This window comes from Mesorhizobium sp. M0938 (assembly GCF_040319125.1).
GTDB lineage: Bacteria > Pseudomonadota > Alphaproteobacteria > Rhizobiales > Rhizobiaceae > Mesorhizobium > Mesorhizobium robiniae.
The window spans coordinates 178,297-194,492 of the sequence record NZ_JAMYNS010000006.1; the positions used below are offsets into that span (position 1 = coordinate 178,297).

At 62.8% G+C, this 16,196-nt stretch carries 15 protein-coding genes; 11 read left to right on the top strand and 4 right to left on the bottom strand.

Annotation, left to right across the window (positions count from 1 at the left end):
* The first annotated feature begins 28 nt into the window (after positions 1-28).
* Complete coding sequence (locus NKH73_RS12775; RefSeq protein ID WP_352931826.1) at positions 29-1,072, top strand: aldo/keto reductase; 1,044 nt, start codon at positions 29-31, stop codon at positions 1,070-1,072.
* Between the two features lie 265 nt (positions 1,073-1,337).
* Positions 1,338-3,197: an ABC transporter ATP-binding protein gene (locus NKH73_RS12780; protein WP_352931828.1), complete on the top strand. Its 1,860-nt coding sequence runs from the start codon at positions 1,338-1,340 to the stop codon at positions 3,195-3,197.
* 54 nt (positions 3,198-3,251) lie between these two features.
* Here the strand turns inward: NKH73_RS12780 and NKH73_RS12785 are convergent, their stop codons facing one another.
* Positions 3,252-3,680, bottom strand: a complete 429-nt coding sequence (locus tag NKH73_RS12785; RefSeq protein WP_352931830.1) for a L,D-transpeptidase — start codon at positions 3,678-3,680, stop codon at positions 3,252-3,254.
* A gap of 212 nt (positions 3,681-3,892) precedes the next feature.
* Between NKH73_RS12785 and NKH73_RS12790 the strand changes: the two genes are divergently transcribed.
* From NKH73_RS12790 to NKH73_RS12810, 5 genes are all read left to right on the top strand, one after another.
* Positions 3,893-5,167, top strand: coding sequence for an acetylornithine deacetylase/succinyl-diaminopimelate desuccinylase family protein (locus NKH73_RS12790; protein ID WP_352931832.1), 1,275 nt, complete (start codon positions 3,893-3,895; stop codon positions 5,165-5,167).
* 162 nt (positions 5,168-5,329) lie between these two features.
* Positions 5,330-6,811, top strand: a complete 1,482-nt coding sequence (locus tag NKH73_RS12795; RefSeq protein WP_352931834.1) for an ABC transporter substrate-binding protein — start codon at positions 5,330-5,332, stop codon at positions 6,809-6,811.
* Positions 6,812-7,067: 256 nt separating this feature from the next.
* The gene (locus NKH73_RS12800; RefSeq protein ID WP_352931835.1) at positions 7,068-8,015 is read left to right on the top strand and encodes an ABC transporter permease; all 948 of its coding nucleotides are present in this window, start codon (positions 7,068-7,070) and stop codon (positions 8,013-8,015) included.
* Positions 8,012-8,881 carry an ABC transporter permease gene (locus NKH73_RS12805; RefSeq protein WP_352931837.1) on the top strand — a complete coding sequence of 290 codons (870 nt, stop codon included), beginning with the start codon at positions 8,012-8,014 and terminating at the stop codon, positions 8,879-8,881. Before NKH73_RS12800 ends, NKH73_RS12805 begins: the two co-directional genes overlap by 4 nt.
* Complete coding sequence (locus NKH73_RS12810; RefSeq protein ID WP_352931839.1) at positions 8,878-10,521, top strand: ABC transporter ATP-binding protein; 1,644 nt, start codon at positions 8,878-8,880, stop codon at positions 10,519-10,521. Before NKH73_RS12805 ends, NKH73_RS12810 begins: the two co-directional genes overlap by 4 nt.
* Positions 10,522-10,539: 18 nt before the next feature.
* Here the strand turns inward: NKH73_RS12810 and NKH73_RS12815 are convergent, their stop codons facing one another.
* Positions 10,540-10,971, bottom strand: a complete 432-nt coding sequence (locus tag NKH73_RS12815) for a TerB family tellurite resistance protein (protein ID WP_352931841.1) — start codon at positions 10,969-10,971, stop codon at positions 10,540-10,542.
* A 216-nt stretch (positions 10,972-11,187) separates the two neighbouring features.
* Here NKH73_RS12815 and NKH73_RS12820 point away from each other — a divergent pair, with 216 nt between their 5' ends.
* The 3 genes from NKH73_RS12820 (at position 11,188) to NKH73_RS12830 (ending at position 12,818) form a co-directional block, all read left to right on the top strand.
* Positions 11,188-11,358, top strand: a complete 171-nt coding sequence (locus NKH73_RS12820; protein ID WP_352931843.1) for a hypothetical protein — start codon at positions 11,188-11,190, stop codon at positions 11,356-11,358.
* A gap of 99 nt (positions 11,359-11,457) precedes the next feature.
* On the top strand, positions 11,458-12,291 hold the full coding sequence (locus tag NKH73_RS12825; RefSeq protein WP_352931845.1) for a helix-turn-helix domain-containing protein: 834 nt from the start codon (positions 11,458-11,460) through the stop codon (positions 12,289-12,291).
* A 104-nt stretch (positions 12,292-12,395) separates the two neighbouring features.
* The gene (locus tag NKH73_RS12830; RefSeq protein ID WP_352931847.1) at positions 12,396-12,818 is read left to right on the top strand and encodes a VOC family protein; all 423 of its coding nucleotides are present in this window, start codon (positions 12,396-12,398) and stop codon (positions 12,816-12,818) included.
* On the opposite strand, the gene NKH73_RS12835 is transcribed toward NKH73_RS12830, so the two are convergent.
* Positions 12,815-14,284, bottom strand: a complete 1,470-nt coding sequence (locus NKH73_RS12835) for a cobyric acid synthase (protein ID WP_352931849.1) — start codon at positions 14,282-14,284, stop codon at positions 12,815-12,817. The two genes, NKH73_RS12830 and NKH73_RS12835, sit on opposite strands and share 4 nt — an antisense overlap.
* Positions 14,284-14,898 carry a dimethylsulfonioproprionate lyase family protein gene (locus NKH73_RS12840; RefSeq protein WP_352931851.1) on the bottom strand — a complete coding sequence of 205 codons (615 nt, stop codon included), beginning with the start codon at positions 14,896-14,898 and terminating at the stop codon, positions 14,284-14,286. The genes NKH73_RS12835 and NKH73_RS12840 overlap by 1 nt, the downstream gene beginning before the upstream one ends.
* A gap of 131 nt (positions 14,899-15,029) precedes the next feature.
* Here NKH73_RS12840 and NKH73_RS12845 point away from each other — a divergent pair, with 131 nt between their 5' ends.
* Positions 15,030-16,196, top strand: a complete 1,167-nt coding sequence (locus NKH73_RS12845) for an isobutyryl-CoA dehydrogenase (protein WP_352931853.1) — start codon at positions 15,030-15,032, stop codon at positions 16,194-16,196.

The following is a 16,196-nucleotide window of genomic DNA, read 5'->3' on the forward strand; positions in this document are numbered from 1 at the left end:
CGCCATTCAAGGACCAAAGGAACAGACCATGCGATATCGCTCGCTCGGAAAAACCGGCATCAAAGTCAGCCCCTACTGCCTGGGCGCTATGATGTTCGGCAAGATCGGCAACCCCGACCATGACGACTCCGTCCGGATCATCCACAAGGCGTTGGATGCCGGCGTCAACTTCATCGACACCGCCGATGCCTATAACCGCGGAGAATCCGAGGAGATCGTCGGCAAAGCTCTGAAGGGGCGCCGTGACAACGTCGTGCTCGCCACCAAGGCGTTTCTCCCAATGGGCGACGATCCGAACATGCAGGGCAATTCGCGCCGCTGGCTGACCCGCGCTGTCGAGGACTCACTGCGCCGTCTCGGGACTGACTACATCGATCTCTACCAGATCCACCGCCCCGCGCCGGACACCGACATCGAAGAGACCCTTTCGACCCTTACCGACCTGATGCGGGCTGGTAAGGTGCGGGCGATTGGGGCATCGTCTCTGCCGGCCGCGGAGATCGTTGAGGCACATTGGGTTGCCGAGCGTCGCGGTCTGGCCCGCTTCCGCACCGAACAGCCGCCTTATTCGATCCTCAATCGCGCCATCGAGCGCGATGTTCTGCCTGTCTGCCAGCGGTACGGAATGGGTGCAATGGTTTGGAGCCCGCTGGCCATGGGCATGTTGACCGGCCGGTACCGCAAAGGGCAGCACACCGAGAGCCTGCGTGTGGATTACTTTGCCAAACAGATGTCGGACGAACGCCGGTTGGATGTGGTGGAGCAGCTTATTCCACTCGCCGAGGACGCTGGCCTGTCGCTGACCCATATGGCGCTGGCCTTCGTGATTGCGCATCCGGGCGTGACCTCGGCCATCATCGGACCGCGCAAGATGGAACACCTGGACGATCTGCTTGCGGGAGCGGACGTCGTGCTGAGCGACGAAGTTCTCGACCGGATCGACGAGATCGTTCCTCCTGGCACCGATGTCGGGCGCTTGGAAGCTGCTTACCAGCCCCCGGAAATCGAACAGGCGAAGCTGCGCCGTCGTCCGAGTACAGAGCGCAACGCAAGGATTGCGGTTCAAGCATGAATTGTTTCGCTCACAGGGAGAAACTCCGATCGCCATCGCAGGCGCCGCCGCATGTGGCGCATGATCGCCGAATGCCCGGGGAGTCGGTTCTTCCCCGCTTCACTCTGTCGGCATCGTGGTGGAAGGCTACAGGATAACTGGCAAACCAATTGGGCACGTCTACGTCAAGGTAGCGGTTAACAAACAAATCGCGCGTTTTCCCGCTGAGCCCAATCCGTGTTTAAGTACCGGCGGTCGCCGTCTCCTTCGCCTGTTTTGCATCGCCATGTGGTTTTCTGATCTCGTTTATCGCCCTTTCGAGACGATTATCCGTCCGCTGGATATCCCACCGACGCCGTTGCCTGCGAGCGGGCCATTTGCGCTGCTCCTGCATTTCGCGCGGATGTTCCGCGGTACTCTTGCGGCCATTACCGTCTTGATGATGGCGGTCGAGGGGATCAACCTCGCGACGATCTGGGGGGCCTCGTTCATCGTCGACGGGGTGAGTGCCAAGGGCGCGGCGGTTTTCCTGCAGGAGGATTGGCTGACGCTAGCCGTTCTCGGCGTTCTGGTTTTCCCCGTGCTGCCGCTGCTCATCTTCCTGGGTAATGCGCTGAACTCCCAGACGGTGGCCGTGTGTATGCCGGCGGCAATGCAATGGCAGGGCCACAAGGCGGTGGAACGCCAGGACCTTGCCTTCTTCCACGATCTCTTCGCAGGCCAGGTTGCGTCGCGCATTTCGCAAGTCGCATCCGCCGTGCAGCAGCAGATCGTCGTCGCCTTTTACAGAATACCGCTGTTTTTTGTGCAGCTCGTCGGTTCGCTCGTTCTGCTTGGCGCCTTGTCCTGGCCACTGGCGCTTCCCGTTTTCGTCTGGATCGCCGCCAACATTGCCATCGCGGTGGTGGCGGTGCCCCAATATTCCGAACGATCGCGCCGGTCGGCGCGGGGGCGCAGCCTTGTTGTCGGCGCCATGACCGACCTCTACAGCAACATCCAGATGGTCAAGCTGTTTGCGGCGGAAGACAGCGAGGCGGGTGCGATGCGCGCCATCATGGAAAACGCCATCGAGACCCAGCAGCGCGAAAGGCGCATCTATCTGACAACCGATATTGGCGTCGTCCTGCTCAACGTTGCCCTCTTTCTCACCAACGTCGCCATAGGGCTCTGGGGGTTTGTCGCCGGCTTCGTCACCATCGGCCAGTTCGCCGCCTCGATCGCCATCGTTCAGCGGCTCAATGCCAACTCCCGTGCATTCCTGCAGATGGGTCAGCAGATATTCCAGGCGGTGGGCACGATCCGCGACGCGATGCCGGTCGTGACGACGCCGCCAACCATAAAAGATGCGCCGGATGCCAAGCCGCTTGCTGTTACGGCAGGCAAAGTCGAGTTCAAGAACATCCGGTTCGAATACCGAGAGGGTCAAAAGGTGATCGAAGACCTGTCGCTCACCGTGGGTGCCGGCGAGAAGGTCGGGCTCGTCGGCCTCTCCGGCGCCGGCAAGTCGACCCTTGTCAGCCTGCTCCTGCGGTTCTTCGACCTGAAGGGCGGCGCTATCCTGATCGATGGACAGGATGTTCGTGGCGTAACCCAGGCCAGCCTTCGGGAGAGCATCGGCGTCGTCACCCAGGATGTCTCGCTGCTGCATCGCTCCGTCGGCGACAACATTCGCTACGGCCGGCCCGATGCCTCGCAAGGGGAATTGGAGCACGCTGCGATGCTGGCCGAGGCGGACGGCTTTATCGCCGATCTCAGAGATAGCGAAGACCGCACCGGCTACGGCGCCTTCGTGGGCGACCGCGGAGTGAAGCTTTCCGGCGGCCAGCGCCAGCGCGTCGCGATCGCCCGGGTGTTGCTCAAGGACGCGCCAATTCTGGTTCTTGATGAGGCGACATCAGCACTGGACAGCGAAGCCGAGGCGGCGGTCCAGGATAAGCTCGCGCTCCTGATGGAGGGCAAGACGGTGATCGCCATCGCGCATCGCCTGTCGACGATTGCCAGGATGGACCGCATCGTCGTTCTCGACAAAGGTCGAATCGTCGAGGAGGGAACGCCATCGGCGCTGCTCGAACGCGACGGGCTTTATGCCCGGCTGTGGAAGCGGCAGACCGGCGGCTACATTGCCGACGCCGTCGAGGAGATATAAGCCGCCAGCCGCGAACCCCTGCTTCTCGATTCCTTCGTTTGCAGCCAGCAACAGTTAGTTGGTCACCACGATCCGCGTGTTGCGGAAGCCGGCTTGCCGCACCATCGAATAGAAGGCGGCGGCATTGGCCGGGTGCAGCCGCACGCAGCCATGCGACGCCGGGCGCCCGAGAGACTTCACCGCGCCGGTGCCATGGATGGCGTAGCCGCCGCGGTAGAACACCGAATGAGGCATCGGCGACATGTCGTATTTGCGCGAGTACCACATCCGTGCCGTCCGTTGCGGCCGGTAGCTGCCGCGCGGCGTGATATAACCTTGGCGCGCCGTGGATACGCGCCATCGGTAAACCGCCTGACCGTATCTTACAGTCATCGTCTGCGATGACACGTCGATCCTTGCAACCAGCTTGGCTGCCCAGCCCTCGACCGAAGAACCGAACAGCATCGTTACCAGTAACGCTGCCATGAGAACGGTCTTTTTCATGCGATCAAACCCCTTTGATTGCCCTTGCCTGCCTGCCTTCACGCTATTCTTGATTTTTTAAATGGCAAGTGAGGTAACCACATACTCCTTGACGAATTCACCAATCCAAAGCAGCGAATTTGAACGATTTCCCGCGATAGTTGCCGCAACAGCACGCGGCGGGGTCCCCAACAGGCTTGCCAAACCGCACTGTTGGCTGCTCAATTCGCCGAATGAACGAACGTCTCCTGAAAGCGGTCGATAATAGAGTCGACGACCTGGTCGCACTGACCGCCGACCTGATCCGCTTTCCGACCGTCAATCCGCCCGGCGAAGCCTACCGGCCATGCGCCGAATATGTCGGAGCGCGGCTGAAGAAGCGCGGTTTCGAAGTCGAATTCATCCGCGCCGAAGGCACCCCCGGCGACACCGACCGCTACCCGCGCGTCAATGTCGTCGCCCGCTTCGATGGCCGCTCGCCCGGCACCTGCGTGCATTTCAACTCGCACATCGACGTGGTCGAAGCCGGCGACGGCTGGAGCCTCGATCCCTTCGCCGGCATCGTCAGGGACGGCAAGATCTACGGCCGCGGCGCCTGCGATATGAAGGGCGGCTTGGCCGCCTCGATCATCGCCGTCGAGGCCTTCATGGAGGTCTTCCCCGACTTTCCCGGCGCCATCGAAATATCAGGCACGGTCGACGAGGAGTCCGGCGGCTTTGGCGGCGTCGCCCATCTGGCAAAGCTCGGCTATTTCTCCAAGCCTAAGGTCGACCATGTCATCATCCCCGAGCCGTTGAACAAGGACCGCATCTGCCTTGGCCATCGCGGCGTCTGGTGGGCGGAGATCGAGACCAAGGGCGAGATCGCCCACGGCTCGATGCCGTTCCTCGGCGACAATGCGGTGCGCCACATGGGCGCCGTGCTGAGGGCTTTCGAGGACGAACTGTTCCCGGCGCTCGACCGCAAGATCACACGCATGCCGGTCGTGCCCGACGGCGCAAAGCGCTCGACCATGAACATCAACTCGATCCATGGCGGCCAGACGGAGGATTTCCGGCCCGGCCTGCCCTCGCCCAATGTGCCCGATTCCTGCCGGCTGACCATCGACCGCCGCTTCCTGCTCGAAGAGGATTTGGGCACCGTCAAAAGCGAGGTGACCGATATCCTCGACCGGCTGAAGCGCGAGCGCAAGAAATTCGACTACGAGATCCGCGATCTGATGGAGGTGCTGCCGCTGATGACCGAACGCGACGCGCCGGTGGTGAAGGCGGTGGCGCAAGGCATCATGGAGATATTCGACCGCGAGCCGGCCTATGTGATTTCGCCCGGCACCTACGACCAGAAGCACATTGCCCGCATCGGCCACATCTACGACTGCATCGCCTATGGCCCGGGCATTCTCGACCTCGCCCACAGGCCCGACGAATGGGTCGGGATATCAGACATGGTCGAATCGGCAAAGGTGATGGCGATCGGGCTGAACATACTGCTCACCGGCGCACGGTAATCCGGCAGCGACGGGCAAGCTTCAATCGGCCGAGTCGGCGGCTAACGAAAAAACATTCCTGCCGGCGCTGCCGGAAAGCACGAAACGCAATTTACTCCTCGGCGAAATCACGCTTCTATCCACCGGGTTCTGAGCATTTTTGAGCATATCGGGAGCTGCACGATGAAATTGTGGAAAACCATTCTCACCGCTGCAGGCCTGGTGCTGGCTGCCGAAACGTCGGTATTTGCCGCGCGGACCGACCTGGTCATCGGCATCACGCTCGAACCTCCACATCTCGATCCGACCGCGGGTGCTGCGGCGGCGATCGACGAAGTTCTGTACGCCAACGTGTTCGAGGGGCTGACCCGCATCGGTCCGAACGGCGAGGTGCTGCCGGATCTGGCCGAAAGCTGGACCATTTCCGACGACGGCAAGGCCTACACCTTCAAGCTGCATACCGGCGTCAAATTCCATGACGGCACCGACTTCAATGCCGACGACGTGAAATTTTCGCTCGACCGCGCCCGCGCCGACAACTCCGTCAATGCACAAAAGGGCCTGTTCGCCGCCATCGATACGGTCGAGGTGGTCGATCCGGCGACGGTCAAGATTACGCTGAAGAAACCGCAGAGTTCCTTCCTCTACAATATGGGCTGGGGCGACGCGGTCATCGTCGCCCCTGAGACAGCCGACACCAACAAGGAAAAGCCTGTCGGCACCGGCCCGTTAAAATTCCAGAGCTGGGCCAAGGGCTCCTCGATCACGCTAATCAAATCAGACACTTACTGGGGCACCCCGGTGTCCCTCGACAAGGCTGAGTTCCGCATCGTTCCCGATGCCGCTGCCGCTGTGCCGGCATTGCTTTCCGGCGACGTCCAGGCCTTTCCCTTCTTCCCCGATCTCGACAGCGTCGCGCAGATCCAGGGCGACCCACGCTTCAAGGTGGTGATCGGCGCGACCGAGGGTGAGACCATCCTTTCGATGAACAACAAGAAGCCGCCTTTCGACAAGCTTGAGGTCAGACAGGCGATCTCCTTTGCGCTCGACCGCAAGGCGATCATCGACGGCGCTTCGGCCGGGCTCGGCGTGCCAATCGGCTCGCATATGTCGCCCGCAAGCAAAGTCTATGTCGACTTCACCGGCCTCTATCCGCACAATGTCGACAAGGCCAGGGAACTGCTGAAGGAAGCCGGCCTGGAGAACGGTTTCAAGGCGACGCTGAAACTGCCGCCGCCGCCCTATGCGCGGCTTGGCGGCGAGATCATCGCCTCGCAGCTTCGCGATATCGGCATCGATCTGCAGATCGTACCCGTGGAATGGGCGCAGTGGCTGGACCAGGTCTTCACCAAGAAGGACTACGACCTGACCATCGTCTCCCACACCGAGCCCAACGACATCGATATCTATTCGCGCAAGGACTACTACTTCAACTACGACAATCCGACCTTCGACAAGATCATTGCCGATCTGAACCTCACCTCGGACGAGGTCAAGCGCATGACGCTGCTCGGCGAGGCGCAGAAGATACTGGCCGACGATGCCGTGGTCGGTTTCCTCTACGAACTGCCGAAAGTCGGCGTCTGGGACGCCAAGCTCGAGGGTTTTTGGGAAAACGCACCGATCCAGGCCAACGACCTGACCAAGGTGAAGTGGACGGAGTGAGGGGCTGCTGGCCAAAGGGGCGAAGCTTGCGATCCTTCCCACCCCCCTCTGCCCTGCCGGGCATCTCCCCCGCAAGGGGGGAGATTGCGCCCTCATCGCTGCTTTCGCTAACCACTAGCGTTGCAAGAACAGCGCCAGCTTGGAAACTGCCGATCCCCCCCCTTGCGGGGGAGATGTCCGGCAGGACAGAGGGGGATGGGCGGGAACGCGACCCCTGCCCGGTCTTCGCACCAGGCAACGCAGCGGTCTTCCCCCCATGACCGCCTATCTCCTCAAACGTCTTGCCATCGCCATCGTTACCCTGGTTCTGGCCTCGATGGTGGTCTTCGCCGTGCTGGAGATCATTCCCGGCGACCCGGCGCGGCTGATGCTTGGCCTGAACGCCAGCGCTGAGCAGATCGAGTTGCTGCGCAACCAGATGGGCCTCAACGAGCCCCTTGCCGCGCGTTATCTGCACTGGGCCGGCGGCTTGCTGAGCCTCGATTTCGGCCGTTCCTACACCTATTCGGTGCCGGTCATCGATCTGGTCCGCGAGCGCGTCGTCGTCTCGCTGCCGCTGGCGCTGATCGCGCTGGCGTTGTCGACTATCATTGCCATTCCGGTCGGACTGTTCTCCGCCGGCCGCCACGGGCGGGCCGGAGACACGATCGCAATGGGAGCCGCTCAGCTCGGCGTCGCTGTGCCGAATTTCTGGTTCGCGCTGATGCTGATCTACCTCTTCGCCGTCTGGCTGCGGCTGGTGCCGGCGGGCGGTTTTCCGGGTTGGAGCGCGGGCGTCTGGCCGGCGCTGAAATCGCTGTTCCTGCCGGCAGTCGCGCTCGCCCTGCCGCAAGCGGCGATCCTCGCCCGCGTCACCCGCTCGGCGCTGATCGAGGTGCTGAACGAAGACTATATCCGCACCGCCCGCGCCAAGGGCCTGCCCTATCGCGCCGTGCTGTGGCGGCATGCACTGCGCAACGCCATGATCCCGGTGCTGACCATTCTCGGCCTGCAATTCGCCTTCTTGCTCTCCGGCACCATCATCATCGAAAACGTCTTTTACCTGCCGGGCCTCGGTCGGCTGGTGTTCCAGGCGATCACCCAGCGCGACCTGATCGTCGTCGAAAGCGTTGTCATGCTGCTGGTCGCCGCCGTCATTGCGGTCAATCTCCTCGTCGATCTCTCCTACGCAGTCGTCGATCCACGCCTGAGGAGCCGGCAATGACGCTGCGCTTCGATATGCCAGAAGAGAATCTCGCCGGCATTCTGGTCAAGGCCTTTCGCAATCGCTCATTCCTCGCCGGCTTCGTCATCACGGCGCTGGTGGCGGTGGTCGCGATCGTCTCGTTCTTGTGGACGCCTTATGACGTCACCAGGCTGGTGATCGCCGACAAGACGCAAGCACCGTCGCTGGCACACTGGTTCGGCACCGATCATTTCGGTCGCGACATACTGTCGATGATCATGGTTGGCGCCCGCAACTCGATCGCCGTCGCATTGGTGGCGGTCGGCATAGGCATGGGCATCGGCGTGCCGCTCGGCGCCTTTGCCGCGGCGCGCGGCGGCATCCTCGACGAAGCGGTGATGCGGCTGAACGATCTTGTCTTCGCCTTCCCTGCCCTGCTCTCGGCGATCATGATCACCGCCATCTTCGGCCCTGGCGCGCTCAACGCCATCATCGCCATCGGCATCTTCAACATCCCGGTCTTCGCCCGTGTCGCCCGTGCCGGCGCGCTGGCGATATGGCCGCGCGAATTCATCCTTGCCGCGCGCGCCGCCGGCAAGGGCAAGACGCTGATCACGCTGGAACATGTGCTGCCCAACATCGTCACCTTGCTTCTGGTGCAAGGCACCATCCAGTTCGCGCTCGGCATCCTGGCCGAAGCCGGGCTTTCCTATGTCGGGCTCGGCACACAGCCGCCAATGCCGAGCTGGGGGCGGATGCTGTTCGATGCGCAGACCCGCATGGTGGCAGCGCCGTGGATGGCGATCTTTCCAGGCATGGCGATCGTCGTCACCGTGCTAGGCCTGAACCTGCTCGGCGACGGTATTGCCGATATTCTCGATCCCAAATCGCGGCGGCAGCGATGAGCCTGCTCGAAATCGAAAAATTGTCGCTGAGCATCGGCGATACGCCGATCCTGAGGGATGTCGAGCTCTCCGTTGCACCAGGCGAGGTGATGGGCCTGGTCGGCGAATCCGGCTCAGGCAAGTCGATAACGGCGCTCACGATAATGCAGCTTCTGCCTTGGGCGGCGCGCGCCACCGGGCGTGTCATCTTCGACGGCATCGACATTCTTGCGGCCAGCGAAGACCAGATGTGCGCGCTGCGCGGCGACGACATCGGCATGGTGTTCCAGGAGCCGATGACGGCGCTGAACCCGGTCAAGACCATTGGCGAACAGGTCGCCGAAGGCATCCGCTGGCACACCGGGGTAAGCCGCGCCGACGCCGAGGACCGGGCGCGAGAAATGCTCGACCGGGTCGGCCTGCCGGCGGCGCAGTTTCCCTTGTCACGCTATCCGCACGAACTGTCCGGCGGTCAGCGCCAGCGCGTCGTCATCGCCATTGCCTGCGCGTTGAAGCCAAAGCTGCTGATCGCCGACGAGCCGACGACGGCGCTCGACGTCGTGCTGCAGGCGCAGATCCTCGACCTGTTGCGCGACCTGGTCGCGGAAAACCGCATCGGCCTGCTCCTGATCTCGCATGACCTCGCGGTGGTGACCGAGATGGCGGATCGCATCACCATCCTGCGCCATGGCGAAGTGATGGAGGCCGGCGACACGGCGCGCACCTTGTCCGAACAGCTTCATCCCTATACGCGACAACTGGCGCAGGCCTCGATGCATGTGCCCGCGCGGGCCAAGGCACACGAGGTCGGCCCGGACAACCCCCTGCTCCAGGGTGCCAAACCCCTGCTCCAGGTAGACAGCGTGACGCGGGACTATCCGGGACGTCGCGCTTCGCTGTTGAAGCGCGCGCCTCCGATCCGCGCCGTCGACGATGTCTCATTTTCGATGGCACCGGGCCAGTCGGTGGCGCTGGTCGGGCGTTCCGGCTGCGGCAAGTCCACGCTTGCCCGCATGGTCCTGGCGCTGGACGAGCCGACATCGGGAACGATCCGATTTCGTGGGCAAGACATCACCGGCAAGAGCGAGACTGAGCTCAAGCCGGCGCGGCGCGACATGCAGGTGGTGTTCCAGGACCCTTACGGCTCCTTCGATCCGCGCCAGAAGGTCGAAAAGCTGGTCGCCGAGCCACTGCATGTCCTGGAGAAGAAGCCGGGAAATGCCGAGCGGCGCGAGATGGTGGCAAAAGCCTTGCACGAGGTCGGCCTCAGCCCACGCGACATGGACAAATATCCGCACGAGTTTTCAGGTGGTCAGCGCCAGCGCCTGTCGATCGCCCGCGCCATCATCACCCGCCCCAGACTGGTTGTCGCCGACGAGCCTGTCTCGGCGCTCGACGTCTCGATCCGCGCCCAGGTGCTCGATCTGTTCGCCGAGCTCAACCAGAAGCTCGGCATTGCCTACCTCTTCATCACCCATGATCTGACCGTCGCCCGCGCCATTTCAGACCAGGTGATGGTCATGGATGACGGCAGGATCGTCGAGCGCGGCAGGACGAGCGAGGTTCTCGACCACCCGCAATCCGAGGCAGCCAAGGCGCTGGTCACTGCTGCTCCGGACCTGCACCGGGCGATAGCGCGCCGGCTACAGGAGCAAGGGTGAACGGCGGGCCGTTGGGGCTTACGTTTGCGGCCTCACCACATCCGCAGGCCTGATGTCGAGCAGGTCGAGCGTGCGGCGCAAGAGCTGCATCTCGGTCCCGGCAAGTTGCGAATCGGCCTTGGCGATCTCGGCCATATGGCGGACAAGCAGCTTGCGCCGCTCGACGTCGAGATCACGGAACTGCGCGATGGCTTGCGAGCTGTTGGTCTCGTAGCCGAACTCGTTGAGATATTCGATGACGCTGTCGATGCTGGCTTCCGGAATGCCGAAGGCTTCCCGGCAGATGCGCCTGAAAGCGGCCATTTCGCTCTCGCTGACCGTGCCGTCGGCGAGGATCATGCGGAACAGCATGAGTAGCTCCGCCGACAGCACAGGATCGTCCGCAACCTTGCGCACGCCGGGGTCGCCGTCGAAGATCGAGCGTATTTGGTCCAGCAAAGCGAATGCCATCAGCGTCCCTTTCCGATTCGTTGCGAATAGGTAGCGCGGAATCGGCCTTGCGCAAACGGGTGGTCGAACGCGCCGGACGTCTCTCTCCCCGCAACCATCCGATGTTCGATCTTGCCACCCAGACCGTCGTGCGCAAACCCGCTGCGCACGCTAATTGGTGTGTGGCGGCGTGACTGATAGTATGTGGCCGTACGAATCATGTTGGAGGAGCCACACATGAATCTCAGTGCGCCTACACAGCTTGTTTTCATCATATCCCTTGTTATCGCCATTCTCGGCCTTCTTGCCGCTTTTGGCGTCCTTGCGTTTATTCCCATTCCCGCGGTTTGGATTGCCCTCATCGCTTATATCGTGCTTGCCGGTGGCTGCTTGATGCGCGGCGCCTAAGCACTCAAATCTCAGGCAACTCGGAGCGCCCGGCCACATGCGGGGCGCTTTTGATTCTGAGGGCAGGTCTGCTACAGTTCCCCAGCGGAAGGAAAATTCATGTCCGCCAAAGGCGAAGACAGCAGCAATTATTACAGCCCCGGCGTCGGCCGGTTCGAGATGGTGCGGGGCGCGCCCGGCCCTGAGCTTCACGGCGCGGTCACCGACATCTGCTTCTATCGCGAAACGGCACCGGGCTATTTCCGCAACGTCGAATATGCGTCGCTGACCGTGCCGCTGGTCATCAGTTTTGCCGAACCCTTCGCTATCGGTCTCGGCAAGGACCCCAGCGACAATGACCGCTTTGCCAGTTTCGCCGCCGGCCTCTACGCCGGTCCGGTGGTGATCGAATCCTACGGTGGCGCCTGCTGCGTCCAGGTCAATTTCACGCCGCTCGGCGCCCGCCGCTTCTTCGGCCTTCCGATGAGCGAGCTGACCGACCGCATGGTAGGCCTCGACGATGTGCTCGGCCTTGAAGGCATCGCGCTGCGCGAAAGGCTTGGAAACGCGCGCGACTGGAGCGCGCGCTTTGCCATCGTCGAGGCGTTCGTCGCCGAACGGCTGGCTGAGGCCCGGGAAACGCAGGCCGAAATCGCTTGGGCCTATGAACGGATCATCACCTCGGGAGGCCGCATTCGCGTCTCATCGCTCGCCGGCAGGCTGGGCTGGAGCCGCAAGCATCTCTTGGGGAAATTCTCCAACGCGATCGGCGTCGGGCCAAAGACATTGTCGCGCATCGTCCGCTTCAACCGGGCGCTCGGCCTTGCAAAGCGGGACAGATCCGACTGGGCTGATATCGCCGCCGACTGCGGCTATGCCGACCAGGCGCATCTGGTTCGCGAATTCCGCCACCTTGCCGGCGAAACGCCGACGATGCTTGCCGCCCAGGCGTAGACGCGCAGGGTCCTTTGCAGGACGCTCAGGTAACATTTCTTCAAGACGCCACAACAGCCTTCGCCCAGACTGGGTTATCACCAATCCAAACGAAGGAGTTCGTCATGCCGAATACCACCGAAGCGCCCAGGCTCTATCCCACCTTACGGTACCGCAATGCCGCCAAAATGATCGACTGGCTGGGTGAAGCCTTCGGCTTTGCCGTTCATGCCCGCTACGGCGAAGGCGACATCGTCCATCACGCCGAACTGACTTTCGGCTCCTCAATGATTATGCTGGGCACTGCACGCGACGACAAGTTTGGCCAGATGATCGGTGCACCGAGCCAGGGTGGTGGCAGATCGATCTATGTTGCCGTTGACGATGCCGATGCCGCTTTTGCCAAAGCAAAAAAGGCCGGCGCCGAAATACTGGAAGAGCTGACTGACCGCGACTATGGCAGCCGCGAGTTCATCTGCCGCGATCCGGAAGGCTATGTCTGGTCCTTCGGCACCTACTGGCCGAAGGCCGGTGAGCCCGCCAGCTAACGGGCGAGGCCAAAGATGGCGTCGCAGTCGAGGTGGGTCTCCAGCTCGGCTGCGACCTCGTCGAGCGCCCGTTCGACCTCGGCGCGATAATCGATGCCGCCGCCTTTGACGCCAAGGTTTTCCAGGAATTTCGCCCGAAAAGCGTCGGCGGAAAACAGCCCGTGCAGATAGGTGCCCGATACCTTGCCGTCGGTCGAGATGGCGCCGTCGTCGACGCCGTTGATGACGGCGGATGGCCGCAGCGTGTCCGGACCGGTGGTGCGGCCGAGATGGATCTCGTAGCCTTGCAGCGGCAACTCGAATTGCACCGAGCGCGCGCTGACATTGCGCACCGTCTTTTCCGGCTCCATCACCGTTTCGACGTCGAGCAGGCCAAGCCCTTCGGTCTCGGTAACGCTGCCCTCGATGCCGTCGGGGTCGCGCACGACACGGCCGAGCATCTGGAAGCCGCCGCAGATGCCGACCACATGCCCGCCGCGCTTGCGATGGGCGACAAGATCACGGTCCCAGCCATTCTCGCGAAATCTCAGGAGATCGCCGATCGTCGACTTGGAGCCGGGAATGACCACCAGCCCGGCGTCCTCCGGGAGATGCTGGCCAGGCGGCACGAAGACGACCTCGACTTCGCGTTCGGCCTTGAGCGGGTCGAGATCGTCGAAATTGGCGATGCGTGAAAGCATCGGCACCGCGACCTTCAACGCGCGCTTCTCGCCGGAAGTCAGGCGCTCAAGGACAACGGAATCTTCCGAGGGCAACCGCGCCGCTGCCTTCAGCCACGGCACGACGCCAAAACAGCGCCAGCCGGTGAACGTTTCGATCGCCTTGATCCCATCATCGAACAGCGAGACATCGCCACGGAACTTGTTGATGAGACAGCCGACGATCATGCGCCGGTCCTCTTCCGGCAGGATCAGATGCGTGCCGGCGACCGAGGCGATAACGCCGCCGCGATCGATATCGCCGACGAGGATCACCGGCACGTTGGCGCGCGTGGCAAAGCCCATATTGGCAATGTCGCGGCTCCTGAGATTGATCTCGGCCGGCGAGCCGGCGCCCTCGACGATGACCAGATCGGCGCCCTCGCCGACCTTTGCCCAGGAGTCCAGCACCGCATCCATCAGTTGGCCCTTCAGCGCCTGGTAGTCGCGCGCCCTCGCCTCGCCGAACACCTTGCCCTGCACCACCACTTGCGCGCCGATATCGGTCTGCGGCTTGAGCAGCACCGGGTTCATGTGGACGGAAGGCGTCACGCCACAGGCGATCGCCTGCAGCCATTGGGCGCGGCCGATCTCGCCACCGAGTTTGTCACCCGGAATGTCGGCGACAGCGGCGTTGTTCGACATGTTCTGCGGCTTGAACGGCCGCACCTTCAGCCCACGGTTCCTGGCCGCGCGGCACAGACCCGCGACCAGCACCGTCTTGCCGACATCGGAGCCCGTGCCTTGCAGCATGATCGCCCTAGCCATCAGTCCTTGCCCTGTGCCGTCGTTCCGGTGATCGTCGATTTTGCCGCCAGCGGCCCATCACGCCAGATGTAGAGCGCCAGCAGCGGCTCCTTGCCGGTGCGCATGGCGTGGCTGACATTGGAGGCATGGTGGATCACCTCACCCGCCTCGCGCCTGCTAAATTCGCCCTCGCCCATGCGCCATTGCGTGCCGCCGGTCAGCGGAATGTAGATCTCCTCGGCGACGTGATGATGGTCGGGATAGACGATATCAGGTCCGAGGATGAGGAGACCGGCCGCAACCTCGTCATTGACGAAATGGCCGCGCGTACCAAAGATCTCCAGCCAGCCGTATCTGGCCAGGAATTCCGCGCCGAAATCGGCGGCGCTGTATGTCTGGCCCCAGCGCAGCTCATTGCGATGCGCCGTGAGGAACCGCGCCAGCGATCTGGCATCAGGCGGCGCAAGTTCCGCTGCGCGATCGAGATAGCGAAGGCAAGGCAGGCGATGCGGCTCGAGCGGACGGACCGGCATGTCCCAGCCGATCCGGGTCACGGCATCGCCCACCAACGCATCATCGAAGGTTTCGAGATAGGTTCGGAAATGCTCAAGCAGTTCATTTGAATTCGTCGACACATCTGGCTCCGATTCACGCACAGCCGTTCCGCGGAGGGTCAGCTTGCGCGGCGGCATCATTGGTCTAGATTGGTGCGCGCGCAAAGCCAAAAACGACAGGCCAGCAGGCCGGAAACATCAGGGAGCACGCCATGGACGCCGCTGTCGATGCGAGCACCAGCCAGTTCGAACTCAACGAGGACCAGCGCGCGATCCAGGAGATGGCCGAGGCCTTCGCCGCCGACCGCGTCGCGCCGAACGCGCTCGACTGGGACCGCAGCAAGCATTTTCCGGCGGATGTGATCCGCGAAACCGGCCCGCTCGGCCTCGGCGGCATCTATGTCAGTGACGATGTCGGCGGCTCGGCGCTCGGCCGGCTGGACGCGGTGCTGATCTTCGAAGCGCTTTCGCGCGCCGATCCGGCCTTTTCCTCCTTCATCTCGATCCACAACATGGCGGCGTCGATGATCGACCGCTTCGGCAGCGACGAGCAGCGCCAGCGCTTCCTGCCGAAGCTGATCTCGATGGAATGGCTGGCAAGCTATTGCCTGACCGAGCCGGGCTCGGGATCGGATGCGGCGGCGCTGAAGACGCGCGCGGTGAAAAGCGGCGGTGATTATGTGCTGAACGGCGTCAAGCAGTTCATCTCGGGCGCCGGCGACAGCGACATCTACATCGTCATGGCGCGCACCGGCGCCGATGGGCCGAAGGGCATTTCCACCTTCGTCGTGCCGAAGGATGCGCCCGGCCTGTCCTTCGGTTCAAACGAGCACAAGATGGGGTGGCACATGCAGTCGACCCGCCAGGTCGTGTTCGAGGACTGCGAGGTTCCGGCGCAAAACCTGCTTTCAGCCGAAGGCGCCGGCTTTTCCATCGCTATGGCCGGGCTCGACGGCGGCCGGCTCAACATCGCCGCCTGTTCACTAGGCGGCGCACAATCGGCGCTCGACAAGGCGCTGTCCTACACCGCCGAGCGCAAGGCTTTCGGCTCCAAGATCAACCAGTTCCAGGCGCTGCAATTCAAGCTCGCCGACATGGAGACCGAGCTGCAGGCAGCACGGATCTTTCTCTACGCCGCCGCCTCGAAGCTCGACCGCAAGGCCCCGGATGCCTCGAAATGGTCGGCGATGGCCAAGCGCTTCGTCACCGACATCGGCTTCAACGTCGCCAACGACGCCCTGCAACTGCATGGCGGCTACGGCTATTTGCACGACTACGGCATCGAGAAGCTGGTGCGGGACCTGCGCGTCCACCAGATCCTTGAAGGCACCAACGAGATCATGCGCGTCATCATCGCACGCGCCCTGATCGGCCGCTAA

Bases quoted from the DNA above. Each gene is read 5' to 3' on its own strand.
- NKH73_RS12815 (WP_352931841.1), bottom strand. From the start codon at position 10,971: ATGGCATTCGCTTTGCTGGACCAAATACGCTCGATCTTCGACGGCGAC.
- NKH73_RS12810 (WP_352931839.1), top strand. From the start codon at position 8,878: ATGAGCCTGCTCGAAATCGAAAAATTGTCGCTGAGCATCGGCGATACG.
- NKH73_RS12785 (WP_352931830.1), bottom strand. From the start codon at position 3,680: ATGAAAAAGACCGTTCTCATGGCAGCGTTACTGGTAACGATGCTGTTC.
- NKH73_RS12845 (WP_352931853.1), top strand. From the start codon at position 15,030: ATGGACGCCGCTGTCGATGCGAGCACCAGCCAGTTCGAACTCAACGAG.
- NKH73_RS12835 (WP_352931849.1), bottom strand. From the start codon at position 14,284: ATGGCTAGGGCGATCATGCTGCAAGGCACGGGCTCCGATGTCGGCAAG.
- NKH73_RS12800 (WP_352931835.1), top strand. From the start codon at position 7,068: ATGACCGCCTATCTCCTCAAACGTCTTGCCATCGCCATCGTTACCCTG.
- NKH73_RS12830 (WP_352931847.1), top strand. From the start codon at position 12,396: ATGCCGAATACCACCGAAGCGCCCAGGCTCTATCCCACCTTACGGTAC.
- NKH73_RS12825 (WP_352931845.1), top strand. From the start codon at position 11,458: ATGTCCGCCAAAGGCGAAGACAGCAGCAATTATTACAGCCCCGGCGTC.
- NKH73_RS12820 (WP_352931843.1), top strand. From the start codon at position 11,188: ATGAATCTCAGTGCGCCTACACAGCTTGTTTTCATCATATCCCTTGTT.
- NKH73_RS12790 (WP_352931832.1), top strand. From the start codon at position 3,893: ATGAACGAACGTCTCCTGAAAGCGGTCGATAATAGAGTCGACGACCTG.
- NKH73_RS12780 (WP_352931828.1), top strand. From the start codon at position 1,338: ATGTGGTTTTCTGATCTCGTTTATCGCCCTTTCGAGACGATTATCCGT.
- NKH73_RS12795 (WP_352931834.1), top strand. From the start codon at position 5,330: ATGAAATTGTGGAAAACCATTCTCACCGCTGCAGGCCTGGTGCTGGCT.
- NKH73_RS12775 (WP_352931826.1), top strand. From the start codon at position 29: ATGCGATATCGCTCGCTCGGAAAAACCGGCATCAAAGTCAGCCCCTAC.
- NKH73_RS12805 (WP_352931837.1), top strand. From the start codon at position 8,012: ATGACGCTGCGCTTCGATATGCCAGAAGAGAATCTCGCCGGCATTCTG.